At 74.7% G+C, this 17,913-nt stretch carries 18 protein-coding genes; 13 read left to right on the plus strand and 5 right to left on the minus strand.

The annotated features are described in order from the left end of the window. Positions 1-88: 88 nt before the first annotated feature. A complete protein-coding gene (locus OIE75_RS20915; protein WP_329471782.1) occupies positions 89-1,321 on the plus strand; it encodes a hypothetical protein in 1,233 nt (410 codons plus the stop codon). 25 nt (positions 1,322-1,346) lie between these two features. Here OIE75_RS20915 and OIE75_RS20920 read toward each other — a convergent pair whose 3' ends face one another. Next, on the minus strand, positions 1,347-2,705 hold the full coding sequence (locus OIE75_RS20920) for a PH domain-containing protein (RefSeq protein WP_373462989.1): 1,359 nt from the start codon (positions 2,703-2,705) through the stop codon (positions 1,347-1,349). Then, complete coding sequence (locus OIE75_RS20925) at positions 2,702-3,223, minus strand: PH domain-containing protein (protein WP_307014143.1); 522 nt, start codon at positions 3,221-3,223, stop codon at positions 2,702-2,704. Before OIE75_RS20925 ends, OIE75_RS20920 begins: the two co-directional genes overlap by 4 nt. A 31-nt stretch (positions 3,224-3,254) precedes the next feature. Here OIE75_RS20925 and OIE75_RS20930 point away from each other — a divergent pair, with 31 nt between their 5' ends. Then, positions 3,255-4,406 carry an NADH-quinone oxidoreductase subunit D gene (locus OIE75_RS20930; protein WP_329471783.1) on the plus strand — a complete coding sequence of 384 codons (1,152 nt, stop codon included), beginning with the start codon at positions 3,255-3,257 and terminating at the stop codon, positions 4,404-4,406. On the opposite strand, the gene OIE75_RS20935 is transcribed toward OIE75_RS20930, so the two are convergent. Beyond that, positions 4,371-5,459, minus strand: coding sequence for an SAM-dependent methyltransferase (locus OIE75_RS20935; RefSeq protein WP_329471784.1), 1,089 nt, complete (start codon positions 5,457-5,459; stop codon positions 4,371-4,373). The two genes, OIE75_RS20930 and OIE75_RS20935, sit on opposite strands and share 36 nt — an antisense overlap. A gap of 118 nt (positions 5,460-5,577) precedes the next feature. On the opposite strand from OIE75_RS20935, the gene OIE75_RS20940 reads away from it, so the two are divergent. The 3 genes from OIE75_RS20940 to OIE75_RS20950 are packed head-to-tail and all read left to right on the plus strand — an operon-like array spanning position 5,578 to position 8,215. Beyond that, a complete protein-coding gene (locus OIE75_RS20940) occupies positions 5,578-6,783 on the plus strand; it encodes a sensor histidine kinase (RefSeq protein ID WP_329471785.1) in 1,206 nt (401 codons plus the stop codon). Between the two features lie 53 nt (positions 6,784-6,836). Next, positions 6,837-7,511, plus strand: coding sequence for a response regulator (locus OIE75_RS20945; protein WP_122616854.1), 675 nt, complete (start codon positions 6,837-6,839; stop codon positions 7,509-7,511). Positions 7,512-7,564: 53 nt separating this feature from the next. Next, complete coding sequence (locus OIE75_RS20950; protein WP_329471786.1) at positions 7,565-8,215, plus strand: AAA family ATPase; 651 nt, start codon at positions 7,565-7,567, stop codon at positions 8,213-8,215. A 42-nt stretch (positions 8,216-8,257) separates the two neighbouring features. Here the strand turns inward: OIE75_RS20950 and OIE75_RS20955 are convergent, their stop codons facing one another. Then, a complete protein-coding gene (locus OIE75_RS20955; protein WP_307014148.1) occupies positions 8,258-9,364 on the minus strand; it encodes a DUF5937 family protein in 1,107 nt (368 codons plus the stop codon). A 168-nt stretch (positions 9,365-9,532) separates the two neighbouring features. Here OIE75_RS20955 and OIE75_RS20960 point away from each other — a divergent pair, with 168 nt between their 5' ends. Next, complete coding sequence (locus OIE75_RS20960) at positions 9,533-9,748, plus strand: hypothetical protein (RefSeq protein WP_307014150.1); 216 nt, start codon at positions 9,533-9,535, stop codon at positions 9,746-9,748. A 13-nt stretch (positions 9,749-9,761) separates the two neighbouring features. On the opposite strand, the gene OIE75_RS20965 is transcribed toward OIE75_RS20960, so the two are convergent. After that, positions 9,762-10,949 (minus strand): threonine aldolase family protein, encoded by a 1,188-nt coding sequence (locus OIE75_RS20965; RefSeq protein WP_329471787.1) that lies wholly within the window; start codon positions 10,947-10,949, stop codon positions 9,762-9,764. A gap of 190 nt (positions 10,950-11,139) precedes the next feature. On the opposite strand from OIE75_RS20965, the gene OIE75_RS20970 reads away from it, so the two are divergent. The 7 genes from OIE75_RS20970 to OIE75_RS21000 all read left to right on the plus strand — a co-directional run bounded on the left by OIE75_RS20970 (position 11,140) and on the right by OIE75_RS21000 (position 17,827). After that, positions 11,140-12,288, plus strand: coding sequence for a Rossmann-like and DUF2520 domain-containing protein (locus OIE75_RS20970; protein ID WP_329471788.1), 1,149 nt, complete (start codon positions 11,140-11,142; stop codon positions 12,286-12,288). Then, the gene (gene panC, locus OIE75_RS20975) at positions 12,285-13,286 is read left to right on the plus strand and encodes a pantoate--beta-alanine ligase (protein WP_329471789.1); all 1,002 of its coding nucleotides are present in this window, start codon (positions 12,285-12,287) and stop codon (positions 13,284-13,286) included. Before OIE75_RS20970 ends, panC begins: the two co-directional genes overlap by 4 nt. Further along, positions 13,283-15,016 carry an L-aspartate oxidase gene (locus tag OIE75_RS20980; protein ID WP_329471790.1) on the plus strand — a complete coding sequence of 578 codons (1,734 nt, stop codon included), beginning with the start codon at positions 13,283-13,285 and terminating at the stop codon, positions 15,014-15,016. Before panC ends, OIE75_RS20980 begins: the two co-directional genes overlap by 4 nt. Before the next feature lie 5 nt (positions 15,017-15,021). Further along, a complete protein-coding gene (nadC, locus tag OIE75_RS20985; RefSeq protein WP_329471791.1) occupies positions 15,022-16,002 on the plus strand; it encodes a carboxylating nicotinate-nucleotide diphosphorylase in 981 nt (326 codons plus the stop codon). 4 nt (positions 16,003-16,006) lie between these two features. Beyond that, positions 16,007-16,804, plus strand: coding sequence for a type III pantothenate kinase (locus tag OIE75_RS20990; RefSeq protein WP_122616862.1), 798 nt, complete (start codon positions 16,007-16,009; stop codon positions 16,802-16,804). A gap of 199 nt (positions 16,805-17,003) precedes the next feature. Further along, positions 17,004-17,624, plus strand: a complete 621-nt coding sequence (locus OIE75_RS20995) for a hypothetical protein (RefSeq protein ID WP_329471792.1) — start codon at positions 17,004-17,006, stop codon at positions 17,622-17,624. Positions 17,625-17,647: 23 nt separating this feature from the next. Further along, positions 17,648-17,827, plus strand: a complete 180-nt coding sequence (locus OIE75_RS21000) for a hypothetical protein (RefSeq protein WP_329471793.1) — start codon at positions 17,648-17,650, stop codon at positions 17,825-17,827. Positions 17,828-17,913 lie beyond the last annotated feature (86 nt).

Consider the following 17,913-nt stretch of genomic DNA (forward strand, 5'->3'; position numbering starts at 1 on the left):
TCCCGGTGCCGTGTGAACACGTCGGAGACGACCGTGTTTTTACGGGGCGGGGCGCCAAGATTCGCCTACGCGCGGTAAGTTTCTGGCCATGCCACGTGGACGTCACCGCCATTCCCCGCCTCTGCACAGGCTGCTTCCTCCGTCGGCGATCGCAGGCGTCTCCGTCGTCTGCGCCCTCGGCCCCTGGGTGTTCAGCGAGACCATGATCCTCCGTGTGCTGGCCGCGGCCGCCGCGGTGACGGCCGTCGTCGGCGCGGTCGTCATGCGGCACTGGGACGCACAGGCGGGCAGGCGCGTCGCCGACCTCACGCGCGCGCGGGCGAGCGACGAGTGGCGGTACGAGGAGCGGGTCGCCGAACTGGAGTCCGACCTGGAGGAGTCGCGCGAACTGCGCGTCAAGCTGGAGCACCGGCTGCGGGCCAAGCGCACCGAGCTGGCGGGGCTGCGCAACGAGCACGCCTCGCTGCTGCGGCGCTACGCCACGGCGGAGACCGAGCGTGCCACGGCGCTGGAGGGCCGCCGCCTGCTGGAGATAGAGGCGGTGCCGTCGGCGCCCGCGCTGCCGGCGGCACGACCGGCACCGGCCGAGGAGGCGACCGACGAGGACGGTGTCCCGGCCGCCGAGGACACGGGCGAGGCCGCGAGGGACGAGGCGCCGGCCGTTTTCTCCCCCGCGGGCTCGCGGCTGTTCCTCCGGGCCAACGCGGCCCTCGCGCGCTTCGACGAGGACGCGCCGAACGGCCCGGACGGTGGCGACCGGGACGACGGCGGCGACCCCTCCGACGAGGAGGACGGCGGCGACGACGGCGACGGCGGTGACGACGGCGGCAGCGGCGGTGGCGAGAGCGCGACGGCGCCCGAGGCGGGCCAGGAGGACGAGGCGCAGGGGCAGCCCGAGGCGGCCGACGGGCACGAGAGCACCGCCCCCGCCGCTCCGGCGACGCAGGCCGACGAGCGGCCCGCTCCGCCCGCCCAGTCCACCCGTCGGGCCGACGGTCACTTCACGGTGCCGACCGCCGTGGCCGTCGTACCCGCGGCTCCGACGCGGCGTCCGTCGGTCGAGGGCGGCTTCGACTTCTTCGGCACCAAGGAGCCCGGGGACGGCGCGGGGCCCTCCGACACCGCCCTGGAGACCGTCCAGAACGAGGATCTCGCCGACGTGGTCGGCCAGGAGGCCCTCGCCCTGCACAAGGCCGAGGCGGAGGCCGCCTTCAAGCCGGCCGGCGAGGAGTCCCGCGGGGTCGGCCAGGTGATCGACCTGACGGAACACGACGAGACCGAGCAGATCGACATGCAGGGGCTGCGCAGCGCGGTGTCCTGAGCCCGAGGGGCGGGCTCGGGGCGGCTCAGGCCATCCAGCGGTCCGGTGGCGCGTCCCGGCGTCCGGTCCGGGACCGTTCCGCCTGGCTGTCCAGCAGCCGCGCCGCCTCGTCGGCGTCCCGCAGCCGCGCGGTCACGGTCCTGTTCGCCCCCGTGTCCACCCGTACGTCCGCCAGCCGCAGCGCCCGCTGCCAGGGCCCCTGGGTCAGGCGGACGCTCTGCACCTTGGCGTGCGGCACCAGCGCCAGGCTGCGCCGCAGCAGTCCGTACCGGGCGGCGAAGACCGCGTCGGTGACGGCGAGGCCGTAGCCGCGCCACCACAGCGGCCTGCACCGCGCCGCGCGCCGCGGCGGACGTGACAGGTCCGGAGCCGCCGGCACGGTCACCCCGGGCAGCACCCGCGCGACGACCGACTCGGCGATCGCGCGCGGGGCGACCGGCAGCAGCACGGAGTTCGACGAGCCGGCCACGTCCAGCTCCACCCGCACCCAGCGGCGCCGCCGCCACAGCAGCGGCTCCACGATCCGCACGGTCTGCACCCGGCCCGGCGGCACCGTCTCGTGGGCCCGGTCCAGCAGGCCGTGGTCGATGCGGAGCCCGTCCTGGGACTCGGCCACGGTCCAGTCGTACTCCCCGACGAACCGGCCCGCGCTGCTCGCGCCCGCGGCGCCCACCAGGGGGATGGCGGTCGCCAGCACCGTCCACAGGTTGTGGGTGGCCAGCCACAGCAGCGTCGGTACGACCACGGCGGCGAGCAGCGTGCCCCAGGTCGCGCCGGTCAGCAGCAGCGAGACGGCCAGCACACCGGGCGGCACGCGCAGCAGCTGCCGGGCGGGGGCCTCACCGACCTCGTGCGCGGTCTCGGGGGCGAAGCCGGCCGCGCGGGCGAGCAGCTCGGCCCGCAGCGCCCGGGCGTCACCGGCGCCCAGGAAGGCGAGTTCGTCCTTCTTGCCGGTGCCTATGACGTCGAGTTTGAGCTTGGCGACCCCCGCGACCCGGGCCAGCAGCGGCTGGGTGACGTCGATGGCCTGGATGCGTTCAAGGCGGATGTGCGCGGTACGGCGGAACAGCAGCCCGGTGCGGATGCGCAGCTCCGTGTCGGTCACCGCGTAGTGGGTGAACCACCAGGTCAGGAAGCCGTAGAGGCCGGCGGCCGGGATCAGTACGGCGAGGCCGATGAGGAGGTGGGTCGTGGTCAGCCGGGTCAGCTGGCGCTGCGCCTGGTCGGGGTCGTGCACCGCCCAGCCGACGATCACGGCGACCGGTGCCCACGCGCGGCGCAGCGGTGTGACGGGATGCAGGCGGCGCTCGGTGACGCCGTCCGCTCCCGGGGGCGGGCCGTGCTCGCCGGCCTGGGTGCCGCCGCCGGCCCCGGGCGTGGTCACAGCCCCGCCGATCGGGCCTCGCCCAGCTCGGTGAGGCGGTCGCGCAGGCGTTCCGCCTCGGCCGGGTCGAGGCCGGGGATGGTCGCGTCGGTCGCGGCGGCGGCCGTGTGCAGTTGCACGCTGGCCAGGCCGAAGTGCCGCTCGACCGGCCCGGAGGTGACCTCGACCAGCTGCATCCGGCCGTAGGGCACCACGGTCTCCTCCCGCCACAGCACGCCCCGGCTGATCAGCAGGTCGTCGGCGCGCTCGGCGTACCGCCAGGAGCGCCAGTTGCGCTCCAGCATCACCCAGCCCCAGGCCAGCAGGGCCAGCGGCGGCAGCGCCAGAGCCGCCCACGGGGCACCGAGGAACAGGCCGGGCAGCAGCCCCGCGGCGAGTGTCAGCAGCCCCAGCCACACCACCAGCAACAGCCGCCTCATGCGCAGCAGTCCTGGCGGCAGGCCGGTCCACACCGGCTCGTCCCGCACCGCCTCCGTCGCCCCCGCCGTGCCCGCGTCGTCAGGGCTCCCCGTCTCCATGAGGCCAGCGTACGTAGGGGAGACTGTGTTCATGACTCCTACGACGGAGACCATGGTCGGGATCGGCGGCGCCGCGGAGAGCACCGACATGGTGCTCAACATCGGGCCCCAGCATCCCTCCACGCACGGCGTGCTGCGGCTCAGGCTCGTCCTGGACGGCGAGCGCATCACCAGCGCCGAGCCCGTGATCGGCTACATGCACCGCGGCGCGGAGAAGCTCTTCGAGGCCCGCGACTACCGGCAGATCATCGTGCTCGCCAACCGCCACGACTGGCTGTCGGCGTTCTCCAACGAACTGGGCGTCGTCCTCGCCGTGGAGCGGATGCTCGGCATGGAGGTCCCCACGCGCGCGGTGTGGACGCGGACGCTGCTCGCGGAGCTGAACCGGGTGCTCAACCACCTGATGTTCCTGGGGTCGTACCCCCTGGAGCTGGGCGGGATCACCCCGGTCTTCTACGCCTTCCGGGAGCGGGAGGTCCTCCAGAACGTCATGGAGGAGGTCTCCGGCGGGCGTATGCACTACATGTTCAACCGCGTCGGCGGCCTCAAGGAGGACCTTCCGGCGGGCTGGACCGGCCGCGCGCGTGCCGCCGTCGCCGCCGTGCGCTCGCGCATGGACGTCTTCGACGACCTGGTGCTCGGCAACGAGATCTTCCGCGGGCGCACGCGCGGGGTGGGTGCCCTGACGCCCGGGGCCGTGCACGCCTACGGCGTCAGCGGGCCGATCGCCCGCGCCTCCGGCGTCGACTTCGACCTGCGGCGCGACGAGCCGTACCTCGCCTACGGCGAACTCCAGGACACCCTCAAGGTCGTCACCCGCACCGAGGGGGACTGCCTCGCCCGCTTCGAGGTCCTCCTGGAGCAGACGCACAACGCCCTCGACCTCGCCGACGCCTGCCTGGACCGTCTGGCCGAGCTGGCGCCCGGGCCGGTCAACCAGCGCCTCCCCAAGGTGCTGAAGGCGCCCGAGGGCCACACGTACGCGTGGACCGAGAACCCGCTCGGCATCAACGGCTACTACCTCGTCAGCAAGGGCGAGAAGACGCCGTACCGGCTGAAGCTGCGCTCGGCCTCGTTCAACAACATCCAGGCGCTGACCGAGCTGCTGCCCGGCACGCTGGTCGCGGAAATGGTGGCGATCCTCGGGTCACTGTTCTTCGTCGTCGGCGACATCGACAAGTAGCGCGGCGGCGTCCACAGCGCCCACCGGCTGGAGCAGCCACCCGAAGTCACCGAGACCGCCCGGAGCGAGCAGTTCGGCCGCCTGCGAGGCGCGCGTCAGGGCGCGCACGTAGGCCGCCGGGTCGGTGGAGGCCAGCGCGAGCGGGGGGCGTGCGCCCGTGAGCCCGAGGGCGCGAAGGGCCTCGCGCTGGGGGCGTACGAGGGCATCCGGGGGCGTGCGATCCGGAGCGCACCTCGCGGCGTGGGCCGACGCACACGCGTCCAGCGCGACATGCGCGGTGATGTCGCACGACCCGTCCGGCACCGGCCGCGTCTCCCGCCCCGCCCGGAAGCCGGTGAGCGTCCCGAACGGCGGGCGGGAGCCCACGGTGTGCGCGTAGTCGGCGGCCACCGCGAGCCCCGCGTCCAGCGACGCCACGGCCGACGCCCAGGCGGTGTCCCGGGGCAGCCCGATCTCGGCCCGCAGCCCCTCCTCGCCGGGCAGCGGCCACCACCGCGCCAGCCACGCGGCGTCCGCCCCGGCCACCGGTTCGCCGAGCCGCTCCGTCCCGTCCCCGCGGACCAGCACCCGCCGCGCCACGCCCGCGGCGTCCACCTCCGCCACCTCCACCGGCACGTTGTCCAGCCACTCGTTGGCGAACAGCAGCCCGGTGACGCCGCGCGGCGCCTCGGCGAGCCACTCGATCCGGTGGTCGAGACCCTCGGGAGGCCCGGCGACCTCGACGGCGTACGCGCGCGTGCGGGCCGACACGGCGGCGGGCAGCGCGGCCAGCACGCCGGTGACCAGTTCGCCCCGTCCGGCCGCCATGTCAACGAAGGCCAGCGGGGCGGGCCGGCCCAGGGCCTCGTCGACCCGGCACAGCAGCCGTGCCACCGCCGCCGCGAAGAGCGGCGACGCGTGGACGGACGTGCGAAAGTGCCCGGCCGGACCCTCCGGACCGGCCCGGTAGAACCCCGCGGGCCCGTACAGGGCCTCTTGCGCGGCCTCCCTCCAGCCACGCCACCCGCCGTGCGCCTCTGGAACCTCTTCGGCCCCTGTCGTCCCTGCTGTCACAGGCCCAGGCTAGGGGCACAGAGGAGCGGGGCCTCCACCTTGCGGAGTACGCGCGGCGGATACGGATCGACCCTCCGGTTGACCCCTGCACCTATTCCGCTTCCCTACGCTGGGTTACGTGCAGCGCCTCTACGATTTCCTCCGCCGACACCCGACAGGGGTCGACAGTTTCTGGGCCCTCGTCGTCCTCGGGGTCTCCCTGGTGTCCGTGTCGGGTCCGGGGACGTCGGGCGAGGGCACGCACCTCATGGCGCTGATCGTCCCCTTCGCCGTGCTGCTGAGCGTCGTGATCGCGCTGCGCCAGCGGATGCCGGAGAAGATGCTGCTGCTGGCCGTCGCACTCGGCGTGGGGCAGCTGGCGCTGGACGTCTCCACGATGCCGTCCGACTTCGCCTTCCTCGTGATCGTCTACACGGTCGCCGCGACCGGCGCCCGCTGGGCCTCCCGCACCGCTCTCGCCGTGGGGCTGTGCGCCGCGCCCTTCGCCCAGCTGCGCTGGGCCGACGACGAGCTGGGGATAGGGAGCAACATCGCCATAACGGTCTTCCAGGCGGTGCCCTTCGCGCTCGCCTGGGTGCTCGGCGACTCCATCCGCACCCGCCGCGCCTACTTCGCGCAGCTGGAGGAGCGGGCCGCCCGGCTGGAGAAGGAGCGCGAGGCGCAGGCCAAGGTCGCCGTCGCCGCCGAACGCGCCCGGATCGCCCGCGAGCTGCACGACGTCGTCGCGCACAACGTGTCCGTCATGGTGGTCCAGGCCGACGGCGCCGCCTACGTCCTGGACGCGGCCCCCGACCAGGCGAAGAAGGCCCTGGAGACCATCTCCTCCACCGGCCGGCAGGCGCTCGCCGAGATGCGCCGCCTGCTCGGCGTGCTGCGCACCGGCGAGCACCAGGAGGCCGGCGAGTACGTCCCGCAGCCCGACGTCCAGCAGATCGAGGACCTCGTCGAGCACTGCAGGACCTCCGGGCTGCCGGTCGACTTCAAGGTCGAGGGCACCCCGCGGCAGCTGCCCAGCGGCGTCGAGCTGACCGCGTACCGCATCGTGCAGGAGGCGCTGACCAACACGCGCAAGCACGGCGGGCCCAACGCGGGCGCGAGCGTGCGCCTGGTCTACTTCGACGACGGACTCGGGCTGCTCATCGAGGACGACGGCAAGGGCGCCCCGCACGAGCTGTACGAGGAGGGCGGCTTCGACGGCCAGGGCCACGGCCTGATCGGGATGCGCGAGCGGATCGGCATGGTCGGCGGGACCCTGGACGCGGGGCCGCGACCGGGCGGAGGATTCCGCATCAGTGCGCTGCTGCCGCTCAGACCCGCACACTGACGACCGCCCCCGCACGCACGTACCGCGTTGACACCTGTAAGGAAGAGGCCCCGATGGCGATCCGCGTAATGCTCGTCGACGACCAGGTGCTGCTGCGCACCGGGTTCCGGATGGTGCTGGCGGCCCAGCCGGACATGGAGGTCGTCGCGGAGGCGGGGGACGGCGTCGAGGCCCTCCAGGTGCTGCGCTCGACCGCCGTGGACGTCGTCCTCATGGACGTCCGGATGCCCAAGCTCGACGGCGTGGAGACCACCGCCCGGATCTGCGTGGACCCCGACGCGCCCAAGGTGCTGATCCTGACCACCTTCGACCTCGACGAGTACGCCTTCTCGGCGCTGAAGGCGGGCGCCTCCGGCTTCATGCTCAAGGACGTGCCGCCCGGCGAACTGCTCGCCGCCATCCGCTCCGTGCACAGCGGCGACGCGGTCGTCGCCCCCTCCACCACCCGCCGGCTCCTCGACCGGTTCGCGCCGATGCTGCCGGCCACCGGCCAGGAGCCCCGGCACAAGGAGCTCCATCGGCTCACCGACCGGGAGCGCGAGGTCATGGTGCTGGTCGCGCAGGGCATGTCCAACGGGGAGATCGCGGCGCGCCTCGTGCTGTCGGAGGCGACCGTGAAGACGCACGTGGGCCGCATCCTGACCAAGCTGAACCTGCGCGACCGGGTGCAGGTCGTGGTGCTCGCCTACGAGACCGGGCTGGTGCGGGCCGGCGGCGGACAGGGCTGAGGGGACCGGCGCACGGGGCTCCGCCGGTGCGCCCGCGTCGGTAGGGTCTGCGCATGCTCCTGTGGATCAACGGCCCCTTCGGGGGCGGCAAGACACAGACCGCGCACGAGATACATCGGCGGCTGCCGGGCAGCGTCGTCTGCGACCCCGAGCACGTGGGCTTCGGGCTGCGCCGCACGCTGCCGCCCGAACTGCGGGGGGACTTCCAGGATCTGGCCTCCTGGCGGCAGGGCGTGGTCGAGGTCCTCGACCTGGCGCTCACGAAGCACGACGGGGTGGTGATCGCCCCGATGACGGTCACCGACTCCGGGTACTTCGCCGAGACCGTGGGCCGCCTGGGCGAACTGGGCCACGACGTACGCCACTTCACCCTCCTCGCCGAGCGCGAGACCGTGCTGCGGCGGCTGCGCGAGCGCGGCCTCGGCCACCTGATCGGGTACGTCAAGTACGCCGGGTACGCCCGTGGGAAGCGTCCCGGGCCCCGTCGCGACACCTGGGCCGAGGGCCGGCTCGACCACTGCCTGGAGCGGCTGGCCGAGGCGGAGTTCGCCGAGCACCTGTGGACGGACCACACGACCGTGCCGAAGACCGCCGACCGGATCGCCGTGCTGGCGGGACTCACCCTGAGGCCCAACAACGAGGGCGCGCTGCGCACCCGGATCAGGCAGGCGGGCGTCGGGATCCGGCACATCCGGGCCGACTGACCGTCCGCGCGCACCGCCGGTGCACCGCCGCCCGGCGCCGGGCTACCGGAGTATCCCCTCCAGGAAGTCGCTGCCCAGCCGGGCCACCACCGTCACGTCCAGCTGGTGCAGCACGTACCGGCCGCGGCGGCGGGTGGTGATCAGCCCCGCCTTCTTCAGCACGCCCAGGTGCCGGGATATCTCGGGGGCCGTCATGCCGTGCACCTGTGCCAGCTCGCCGGTGGTGTACTCGCTGCGGGCCAGATACCGGCAGATCCGCATCCGGACGGGGTGGGACAGCGCGGTCATCCGCAGCGTGAGCTGCTCGACCGAGGGCGGCGAGGCCATCTCCGGGGAGCCGACCGGGTAGTGCAGCACCGGCTGCCAGCCGTGCCGGTGCAGGACCATCAGGTGCGGCCAGCCCAGGCTGGTCGGGACGAGCAGCAGGCCGCCGTCCGCCGTCGCGGAGCGGCCGTCGCCCAGCTTGTCGACCGTGATCCGCGCGGCGCCCTCGTCCAGCGTCACCGCCGGGGAGACGGCGGCCAGCGCCTCGGCGAGGCCCTTGCGGCGCAGCAGGTCCGTCTTGAGCCGCGCGTCCGCCGCGAGCTGGTGGTGCAGCCGGGACCAGGCCTCCGCGAAGAACGCCTCGTCGCAGTCGTGCGCGAACTGCCGCAGCCAGCCCCGGATCCGGGGCGGGTCGACCAGCAGCCGCTCGCTGAAACGCAGCTGCTGCGGGCCCCGCGCGGCGGCCAGGTCCAGGGCGCGCCGGCGCACCTCGGCGTCGGCGAGCGCGGAGACCCCGCCGGTGCTGTACGGCAGCGCGCAGGTGAACTCCAGGGCCGCGTCCACGAACTGCTCGTCGGACAGCTTGTCCAGCAGGTCGAGGTCCTCGGCGAGGGTGGTGCCGGGCAGCGTGCTGCGGCCCGGCACCCCGGCGAACGGCATGAACAGGTCCGAGAAGGTGGTCCGCCACAGGAAGTCCGCCTCGCACATCCGGTCGGCCAGATGCGAGTCGAGCCGGGCGGTCACGCCCGTCGCCCAGCCCTGCAGACCGGGGTGGTGCCCCGGCTCGGACAGCGCGTGCAGCGCCATGCCCAGCTCGGCCAGGGGGGAGGGCACGACGGAGACCCTCTCCGGCCGCAGCCCCGCGATGTCGATGCGCACGCTCATGCCCCCATGGTGCACGCCGCCACTGACAACTCCGCCGCCGATTGACCGCGGTCGTCAATCGGCGCGACGGCGGGGCGGGACCGGAGCAGGCTGGGGTCACCGGGGCAGCCGCGGAGCCCCTTCCCACCGCCATGTCTGCGACCCGTCACCGGGAGAAGGCGATCCGCCATGAGCATCACGCAGCAGTACCTCCTCGACACCTACCGCGCCCGGCGGCTCGGCGAGCCCGCCCCGCCCGCGCCCGGCACCCACGACGTGCGGGTCGTGCGCGAGTGGCACGAACGCCGCCGGTTCCGGGCCGTGCTCGCCGGCCGCCCCGCCCGCGGTCGCCTCCGGCGCGCGCTGCGCGGGTGGCGGTCCCGGCGGCCGCGCGCCCTGGGCTGACCCGCACCGCCGCTCAGTCCTCCAGCGCGGCCACGAAGTCAGCGACCGCCGCCCGCACGTCGTCGGGCGTCCACTCCAGGCCGGCCGCCCCCACGCCGACCTCCGCGACGGAGATCCCGGGCCCGGCGGGGTCCCAGGCCCCGGCGAACAGCAGGACGCCGGTCTCCTCGCCCTGCCGGAGCGCGGCCTCGCCCAGGACTTCGGCGTCGTACGGCAGCCAGACCCGGAACTCGTGGGTGTGCGGAACCTCGGGCTGCACGCGCGCCCAAGGGACGCCGGCCGCCGCGAACCCCTCGCGCAGCGCGGCGGCCACCACGCGCGCGTGCGCGACCTGTCCGGGCAGTCGCGGCAGCGTCCGCTCCAGTCCCGCCAGCGCCGACAGGGCGGTGGGGAACTGCTGGAACAGGGCGCCACCGTAGCGGTGCCGCCAGGCGCGCGCCTCCTCCACCAGCGTGCGCGGACCGGCGAGCGCGGCGCCCCCGAAGCCGCCGAGCGACTTGTAGAACGACACGTAGACGCTGTCCGCGAGGCCCGCGATCTCCGGCAGTGGCCGGCCGAAGTGCACGGTGGTCTCCCACAGCCGGGCGCCGTCGAAGTGGACCACCGCGTCCCGCTCCCGCGCCGCGGCGACGACCTCGGTCAGCTCCTCCCAGGTGGGCAGCACGTAACCGGCGTCCCTCAGGGGCAGCTCCAGCATCAGCGCCCCGAAGGGCTCCTCGAAGTCGCGCACCTCCGCCGCGGTCGGCAGCCGGGGTTCACCGGTCACCCGCACCGGTCGCAGACCGCTGACCCGGCTGAACGCGTTCCGCTCGTGCACCTCGGGATGGCTGAGCCCGTGCAGGGCGACCGCCGGGTCGCCGGTGCGGCCGGCCCAGCAGCGCAGGGCCACCTGCTGGGCCATCGTGCCCGTCGGGAAGAAGGCGGCGGCCTCGAGGCCGAGCAGCAGGGCGGTCCGCTCCTCCAGGGCCTCGACGACGCCGTTGCCGTACATGTCCACCGGCTCGTCCAGGTCGTAGAGGTCCTGGACGTCGTCGAGCAGCGCCAGCCGTTCGCGGACGGTGTACAGGTGGCCGGGGCGGTTCAGCACCCGGCGGGCGGTTCGCTGGACGGCGAGCCGCCGCTCCCGCGTCCGCCGGTTCCGCTCCGCCGGGGGCGCCGCCTGCCCGGCCGGTCCGCCACTTTCCTCCACGGTGTCAGTCATGCCGGGATCATGCCGGGCGGCACCGCGCGGTGGCATCCGGGTTTTGCGCACCGCCGCGAGCCGCGGCCGGCGGGCGCGGGTGGAAACCCACAGCCTGTGGACAACCGAACGCCGCCCGAACCAATCGCGTTAACATGACGAGAAATCGTCCGGTACCCCGAGCGGACTGGAACGGGAAGGCCGTCGTCGCGTGAACACAACCCCACAGCCAGACCCCAAGGACCGCCCCGCGCGGCTCACCGTAGGCGTTGTCGGCGCCGGACGCGTGGGCCCCGCGCTGGCCGCGTCCCTCCAGCTCGCCGGGCACCGCCCGGTGGCCGTCTCCGGGGTCTCCGACGCCTCCCGGCGGCGCGCCGCCGCACTCCTTCCCGACGTGCCCCTCATGGCGCCAGCCGAGGTCCTGCAGCGCGCCGAACTGGTCCTGCTGACCGTCCCCGACGACGCCCTGCCCGGCCTGGTGAGCGGCCTCGCCGAGACCGGTGCCGTGCGCCCGGGCCAACTGCTGGTGCACACCTCCGGACGGTACGGCGCGAGGGTCCTGGACCCCGCGCTGCGGGCCGGCGCCCTGCCGCTCGCCCTGCACCCGGCGATGACCTTCACCGGCACTCCCGTGGACGTCCAGCGGCTGGCCGGCTGCTCCTTCGGCGTCACCGCTCCCGAGGAGCTGCGGCTGGCCGCCGAGGCCCTGGTCATCGAGATGGGCGGCGAGCCGGAGTGGATTGCCGAGGACCGGCGCCCGCTCTACCACGCGGCGCTCGCCCTGGGCGCCAACCACCTGGTCACCCTGGTCGCCCAGTCCATGGAGCTGCTGCGCACGGCCGGCGTGGCGGCCCCCGACCGGATGCTCGGACCCCTGCTGGGCGCCTCCCTCGACAACGCCCTGCGCTCCGGCGACGCGGCCCTCACCGGCCCCGTCGCGCGCGGGGACGCGGGCACGGTCGCCGCGCACATCGTGGAGCTGCGCGAGCACGCGCCGCAGGCCGTGGCCGGCTACCTGGCGATGGCCCGCGCGACGGCCGACCGCGCGCTGGCCCACGGGCTGCTGAAGGCCGAACTGGCCGAGGACCTGCTCGGGGTACTCGCCGAAGGAAGGCCGGGCCCCAACGGCCCCGCGGGACCGACCGGGCCTGACCGCTCTGACCGCTCCGGGGGACCCGCCGGCTCCGACGGCCGCGAGGGACCCGCCGGCTCCGACGGCCGAGGAGAACCCACCGGCCCCGAACGACCCACCGGGCCCGGCCGCCCCGACGGACCCACCGGCCCCGACGAGGGACCCACCGGCCCCGACCGCCCCGAGGGACCCAGCGGCCCCGAGGGCCCCGAGGGAGACGCCCGATGACCCCCACCCCGCCCGTCCTGCTGCGCACCGCCGACGAACTCCACGCGCGTGTGCGGCGCGGCCGCCGGGCCGTCGTGATGACCATGGGCGCCCTGCACGAGGGCCACGCCACCCTGATCCGCACGGCGCGCGACCTGGCCGGCCCGGACGGCGAGGTCGTCGCCACCGTCTTCGTCAACCCGCTCCAGTTCGGCGCAGGCGAGGACCTGGACCGCTACCCGCGCACCCTGGACGCCGACCTGGAGATCGCCGCGCGGGCGGGCGCGGACGCCGTCTTCGCCCCCTCCGTCGACGAGGTCTACCCCGGCGGCGAACCCCAGGTGCGCGTCGCCGCGGGCCCGATGGGCGAACGCCTGGAGGGCGCCTCCCGCCCCGGCCACTTCGACGGCATGCTCACCGTCGTCGCCAAGCTGCTCCACCTCACCCGCCCGGACCTGGCCCTCTACGGCCAGAAGGACGCCCAGCAGCTCGCGCTGATCCGCCGCATGGTCCGCGACCTCAACTTCGGCGTGGAGATCATCGGCGTCCCCACGGTGCGCGAGGAGGACGGCCTGGCCCTGTCCAGCCGCAACCGCTACCTCTCCGCCCCGGAGCGCCGCACGGCCCTCGCGCTCTCCCAGGCGCTCTTCGCGGGCCTGGACCGGCACGCCGCCCAGGAGGCGCTGTGCGCGCGTGCCCGCGAGGTCCCGGCCACCCAGGCCCGCGCCGAGGCCCTCAGCGCCCTGGGCGAGTCCCGCGCGGCGGCCGACGCCCACGCCGTCGCCACGTCCGCCCCGCGCAGCGCCACGGCCGTCCGGGCCGCCGCCCGCCTGGTCCTGGACGACGCCGCCCGCGCCACCCCGCCGCTGGAGCTGGACTACCTCGCCCTCGTCGACCCCGCCGACTTCACCGAGATCGACGACGACCACACCGGCGAGGCCGTCCTCGCCGTCGCCGCCCGGGTCGGCGCGACCCGGCTGATCGACAACGTCCCCCTCACCTTCGGAGCCGCCTCGTGACCAGCACAGGCATACGTCTGCACGCCCCCGCACCCGGCTGGGCCCTCGACGCGGACGTGGTGGTCGTCGGCTCCGGCGTGGCGGGCCTCACCGCGGCCCTGCGCTGCGAGGCGGCGGGACTGCGCACGGTGGTGGTCACCAAGGCCCGCCTCGACGACGGCTCCACCCGCTGGGCCCAGGGCGGCATCGCCGCGGCCCTCGGCGAGGGCGACACCCCCGGGCAGCACCTGGACGACACCCTGGTCGCCGGGGCGGGCCTGTGCGACCCGGAGGCGGTCCGCATCCTGGTCACCGAGGGCCCCGACGCCGTACGCCGCCTCATCGAGACCGGCGCGCACTTCGACGAGTCCACCGAGGGCGGCCTGGCCCTCACCCGGGAGGGCGGTCACCACCGCCGCCGCATCGCGCACGCCGGCGGCGACGCCACCGGCGCGGAGATCTCCCGCGCCCTGGTCGAGGCGGTACGCGCGCGTGGACTGCGCACCGTCGAGAACGCCCTGGTGCTCGACCTCCTCACGGACGCCGAGGGCCGCACCGCGGGCGTCACCCTGCACGTGATGGGCGAGGGCCAGCACGACGGCGTGGGGGCCGTGCACGCCCCCGCGGTGGTCCTGGCGACCGGCGGCATGGGCCAGGTCTTCTCGGCGACGACCAACCCGTCCGTCTCGACCGGCGACGGCGTCGCGCTCGCCCTCCGCGCGGGCGCCGAGGTGAGCGACCTCGAATTCGTCCAGTTCCACCCCACGGTCCTCTTCCTCGGCCCGGACGCGGAGGGCCAGCAGCCCCTGGTCTCGGAGGCGGTACGCGGTGAGGGCGCCCACCTGGTGGACGCGGACGGCGTGCGCTTCATGGAGGGGCAGCACGAACTCGCGGAACTCGCACCCCGGGACATCGTCGCCAAGGGCATCCTGCGCCGCATGCTGGAGCGCGACGCCGAGCACATGTACCTGGACGCCCGGCACTTCGGGGCAGACATGTGGGAGAGCCGCTTCCCCACGATCCTCGCCGCCTGCCGGTCGCACGGCATCGACCCGGTCACCGAGCCGATCCCGGTCGCCCCGGCCGCCCACTACGCCTCCGGCGGCGTCCGCACCGACGCCGCGGGCCGCACCACGGTCCCCGGCCTCTACGCGTGCGGCGAGGTCGCCTGCACCGGCGTGCACGGCGCCAACCGCCTCGCCTCCAACTCCCTCCTCGAAGGGCTGGTCTACGCCGAGCGCATCGCGACCGACATCGCGGCGGGCCAGGCGGACGACGTCCTCCACGCGCGCGTGCCCGCCCCGCTCCCGCACCCCGCCCACCCGGCGCACCCCCTGCTCCCCGCGGAGTCCCGCCTCGCCATCCAGCGGATCATGACCGAGGGCGCGGGCGTCCTGCGCTCGGCGGACTCCCTCACCCGGGCCGCCGACCGGCTGCACCACCTCCACACCGAGGCCCGCGAGGCCCTGCGGGACCACGGCAAGACGTCCGAGCCCGGCGTCGACACCTGGGAGGCCACCAACCTCATGTGCGTGGCCCGCGTCCTGGTGGCCGCCGCGGCCCGGCGCGAGGAGACGCGCGGCTGCCACTGGCGCGAGGACCACCCGGACCGCGACGACACCGCCTGGGCCCGCCACATCGTCGTACGCCTGAACCCGGACCGCACCCTCGCCGTGCACACCACGGACACGCCAGAATTCCCCCCGACCGTCCACGGCCGCCGGCCGACGCAGCGTCCCCAGGAGCAGTGAGAGCAGTGAACACCCCCGACCTTCCCCTCGCCTCGTCCGGAGGCTGCGGCGACGGCTGCGCCTGCGGCGCGGAAACCGACGAAGACGCGTACCTGGAGTGCGGCCTCGACCCCGCCCTCGCGGCGCTCCTGCTGGACTCCGGACTGGACCCGGTGGAGGTCGAGGACATCGCGAACCTCGCCGTCCAGGAGGACCTGGCGGGCGGCGTGGACGTGACGACGGTCGCGACCATCCCCGAGGAGGCCGTGGCCACCGGCGACTTCACCGCGCGGGAGGCGGGCACGGTGGCGGGCCTCAGGGTCGCCGAGGCGGTCCTCTCGGTCGTCTGCACGGACGAGTTCGAGGTGGAACGCCACGTCGAGGACGGCGACCGCGTGGAGCCCGGACAGAAGCTCCTCTCCGTCACCACCCGCACCCGCGACATCCTCACCGCCGAACGCAGCGCGCTGAACCTCCTGTGCCGCATGTCGGGCATCGCGACGGCCACGCGCGCGTGGGCGGACGCGCTGGACGGCACGAAGGCCGAGGTCCGCGACACCCGCAAGACGACGCCCGGCCTGCGCGGCCTCGAGAAGTTCGCCGTCCGCTGCGGCGGCGGTGTCAACCACCGCATGTCCCTGTCGGACGCGGCCCTGGTCAAGGACAACCACGTGGTGGCCGCGGGCGGCGTCGCGCAGGCCTTCCAGGCCGTCCGCGAACGCTTCCCCGAGGTCCCCATCGAGGTCGAGGTCGACACCCTGCACCAGCTCCGCGAGGTGCTGGACGCGGGCGCCGACCTGATCCTGCTGGACAACTTCACCCCGTCCGAGTGCGAGGAGGCGGTCGCCCTGGTGGCCGGCCGGGCGGCCCTGGAGGCCTCGGGCCGCCTGACCCTCACCAACGCCAAGGCGTACGCCGACACGGGCGTCGACTACCTGGCCGTGGGCGCCCTCACCCACAGCTCCCCGATCCTGGACATCGGCCTGGACCTGCGAGCGGCGGAGTAGGGCCATGCTGCTGACGATCGACGTAGGCAACACGCACACCGTCCTGGGCCTCTTCGACGGCGAGGACATCGTCGAGCACTGGCGCATCTCCACGGACTCGCGCCGCACGGCCGACGAGCTGGCGGTCCTCCTCCAGGGCCTGATGGGCATGCACCCGCTCCTCGGCGACGAGCTGGGCGACGGCATCGACGGCATCGCCATCTGCGCGACGGTCCCCTCGGTCCTGCACGAACTGCGCGAGGTCACCCGCCGCTACTACGGCGACGTCCCCGCGGTCCTGGTCGAACCGGGCGTCAAGACCGGCGTCCCCATCCTTACCGACCACCCCAAGGAGGTCGGCGCCGACCGCATCATCAACGCCGTCGCGGCCGTCGAGCTGTACGGCGGCCCGGCGGTCGTCGTGGACTTCGGTACGGCGACGACGTTCGACGCGGTCAGCGCGCGCGGGGAGTACGTCGGCGGGGTCATCGCCCCCGGCATCGAGATCTCGGTCGAGGCGCTCGGTGTGAAGGGCGCCCAGCTCCGCAAGATCGAGGTGGCCCGCCCGCGCAGTGTGATCGGCAAGAACACGGTGGAGGCGATGCAGTCGGGCATCGTCTACGGCTTCGCGGGTCAGGTGGACGGCGTCGTCAACCGCATGGCCCGCGAACTGGCCGACGACCCCGAGGACGTCACGGTCATCGCGACGGGCGGACTCGCGCCGATGGTGCTGGGCGAGGCCACGGTCATCGACGAGCACGAGCCCTGGCTGACCCTGATCGGCCTCCGCCTGGTGTACGAACGCAACGTGTCCCGCCTGTAGGGGCGCCCGGGGGTGGGTGACGCGGCCCGGCGCCGGCCGGATGCCGCCGCGCCCACCCGTGCCGCCCCTGGGGATACCTCCCAGGCCGTTCAGGCACTGGGGGAGGCGCATCTCCCGCGGCTACGGAGGCTGTGGCATCCCGCCGCGCCACACCCGTCCCCTATGCCGAGTTTGTCTGATTAGCGCGTATCGTCACCACATGCCCACGCCCTACGGAACCCGCGGCGGCATGGCGTTCGGTGCTCAGGAGCTGTGTGTGCTCCGGCGCGCTCTCGCCCGTGCCCTGAACCCCAGTCCCGTCTCGGCGGAGGAGGCCCAGGACTGCCTCCGCCTCGCAGAGTCGCTCGACGAGGCGATGCGGGAGAGCGCCCGGCTACGCGCCTTCCTGGTGGCCGACCTCGCCCGGTACCGCGCCGCCCTCCCCGGTACCGCCAGCGGCTACCTCGCACTGCTGGACGAGGCCCTGGGCGCCGGCCACCGCCCCCATGCGGACGACCTCGCCGCCCTCGGCGCCCTGCGCGGCAACCCCACCGCGGCCGCGCTGTTGACCCGCTGCGCACCCCCGGCGCCCCCCACCGCCCCCACCGCCCCCACCGCCCCCACCGTCAGGCTCCCCGCCGCCCGCACCCACCTGCACGCCCTCCCCGGCGGCCAGCAGCCCGACAAGCCCGCCCAGAAGCCCGCCCAGAAGCCGGCCCCCCGACCGGCCCCGGCCCCCGCCACCCCGAAACGCCCCGTCCCGACCCCCGGCGAGGTCTTCCCCCGCCGCAAGCCGGCCCCGCCCGCCCCCGGCTCACGGCACCACCTCGCGGCCGGCTGACGCCCCCTGGCTACCCTGGGTCCATGGACTACGTCTCCGCGCTCCTGCCCCCGGCCGTCATGGCCGTGTTCTTCATCGGCTTGATCCGGGTGATCGTGAAGACCCAGGGCGGCGCCAACAAGGCCAAGGAGGACGCGGCCGTGGACGCCGCCCTCGCCCGGGCGGAGGGCGCCCGGCAGCAGTCCTCCCACGCCGAAGGCTGACCTCACCGCGCGTACGGCTCCCGCACGACCACGGGAGCCGTACGCCCTTTCCGTGCCCGTTTGCCAGCAAAACTGCACGTCCAGCA

Origin of the sequence: Streptomyces sp. NBC_01723 (genome assembly GCF_036246005.1) — a bacterium.
Classification (GTDB): Bacteria; Actinomycetota; Actinomycetes; order Streptomycetales; family Streptomycetaceae; genus Streptomyces.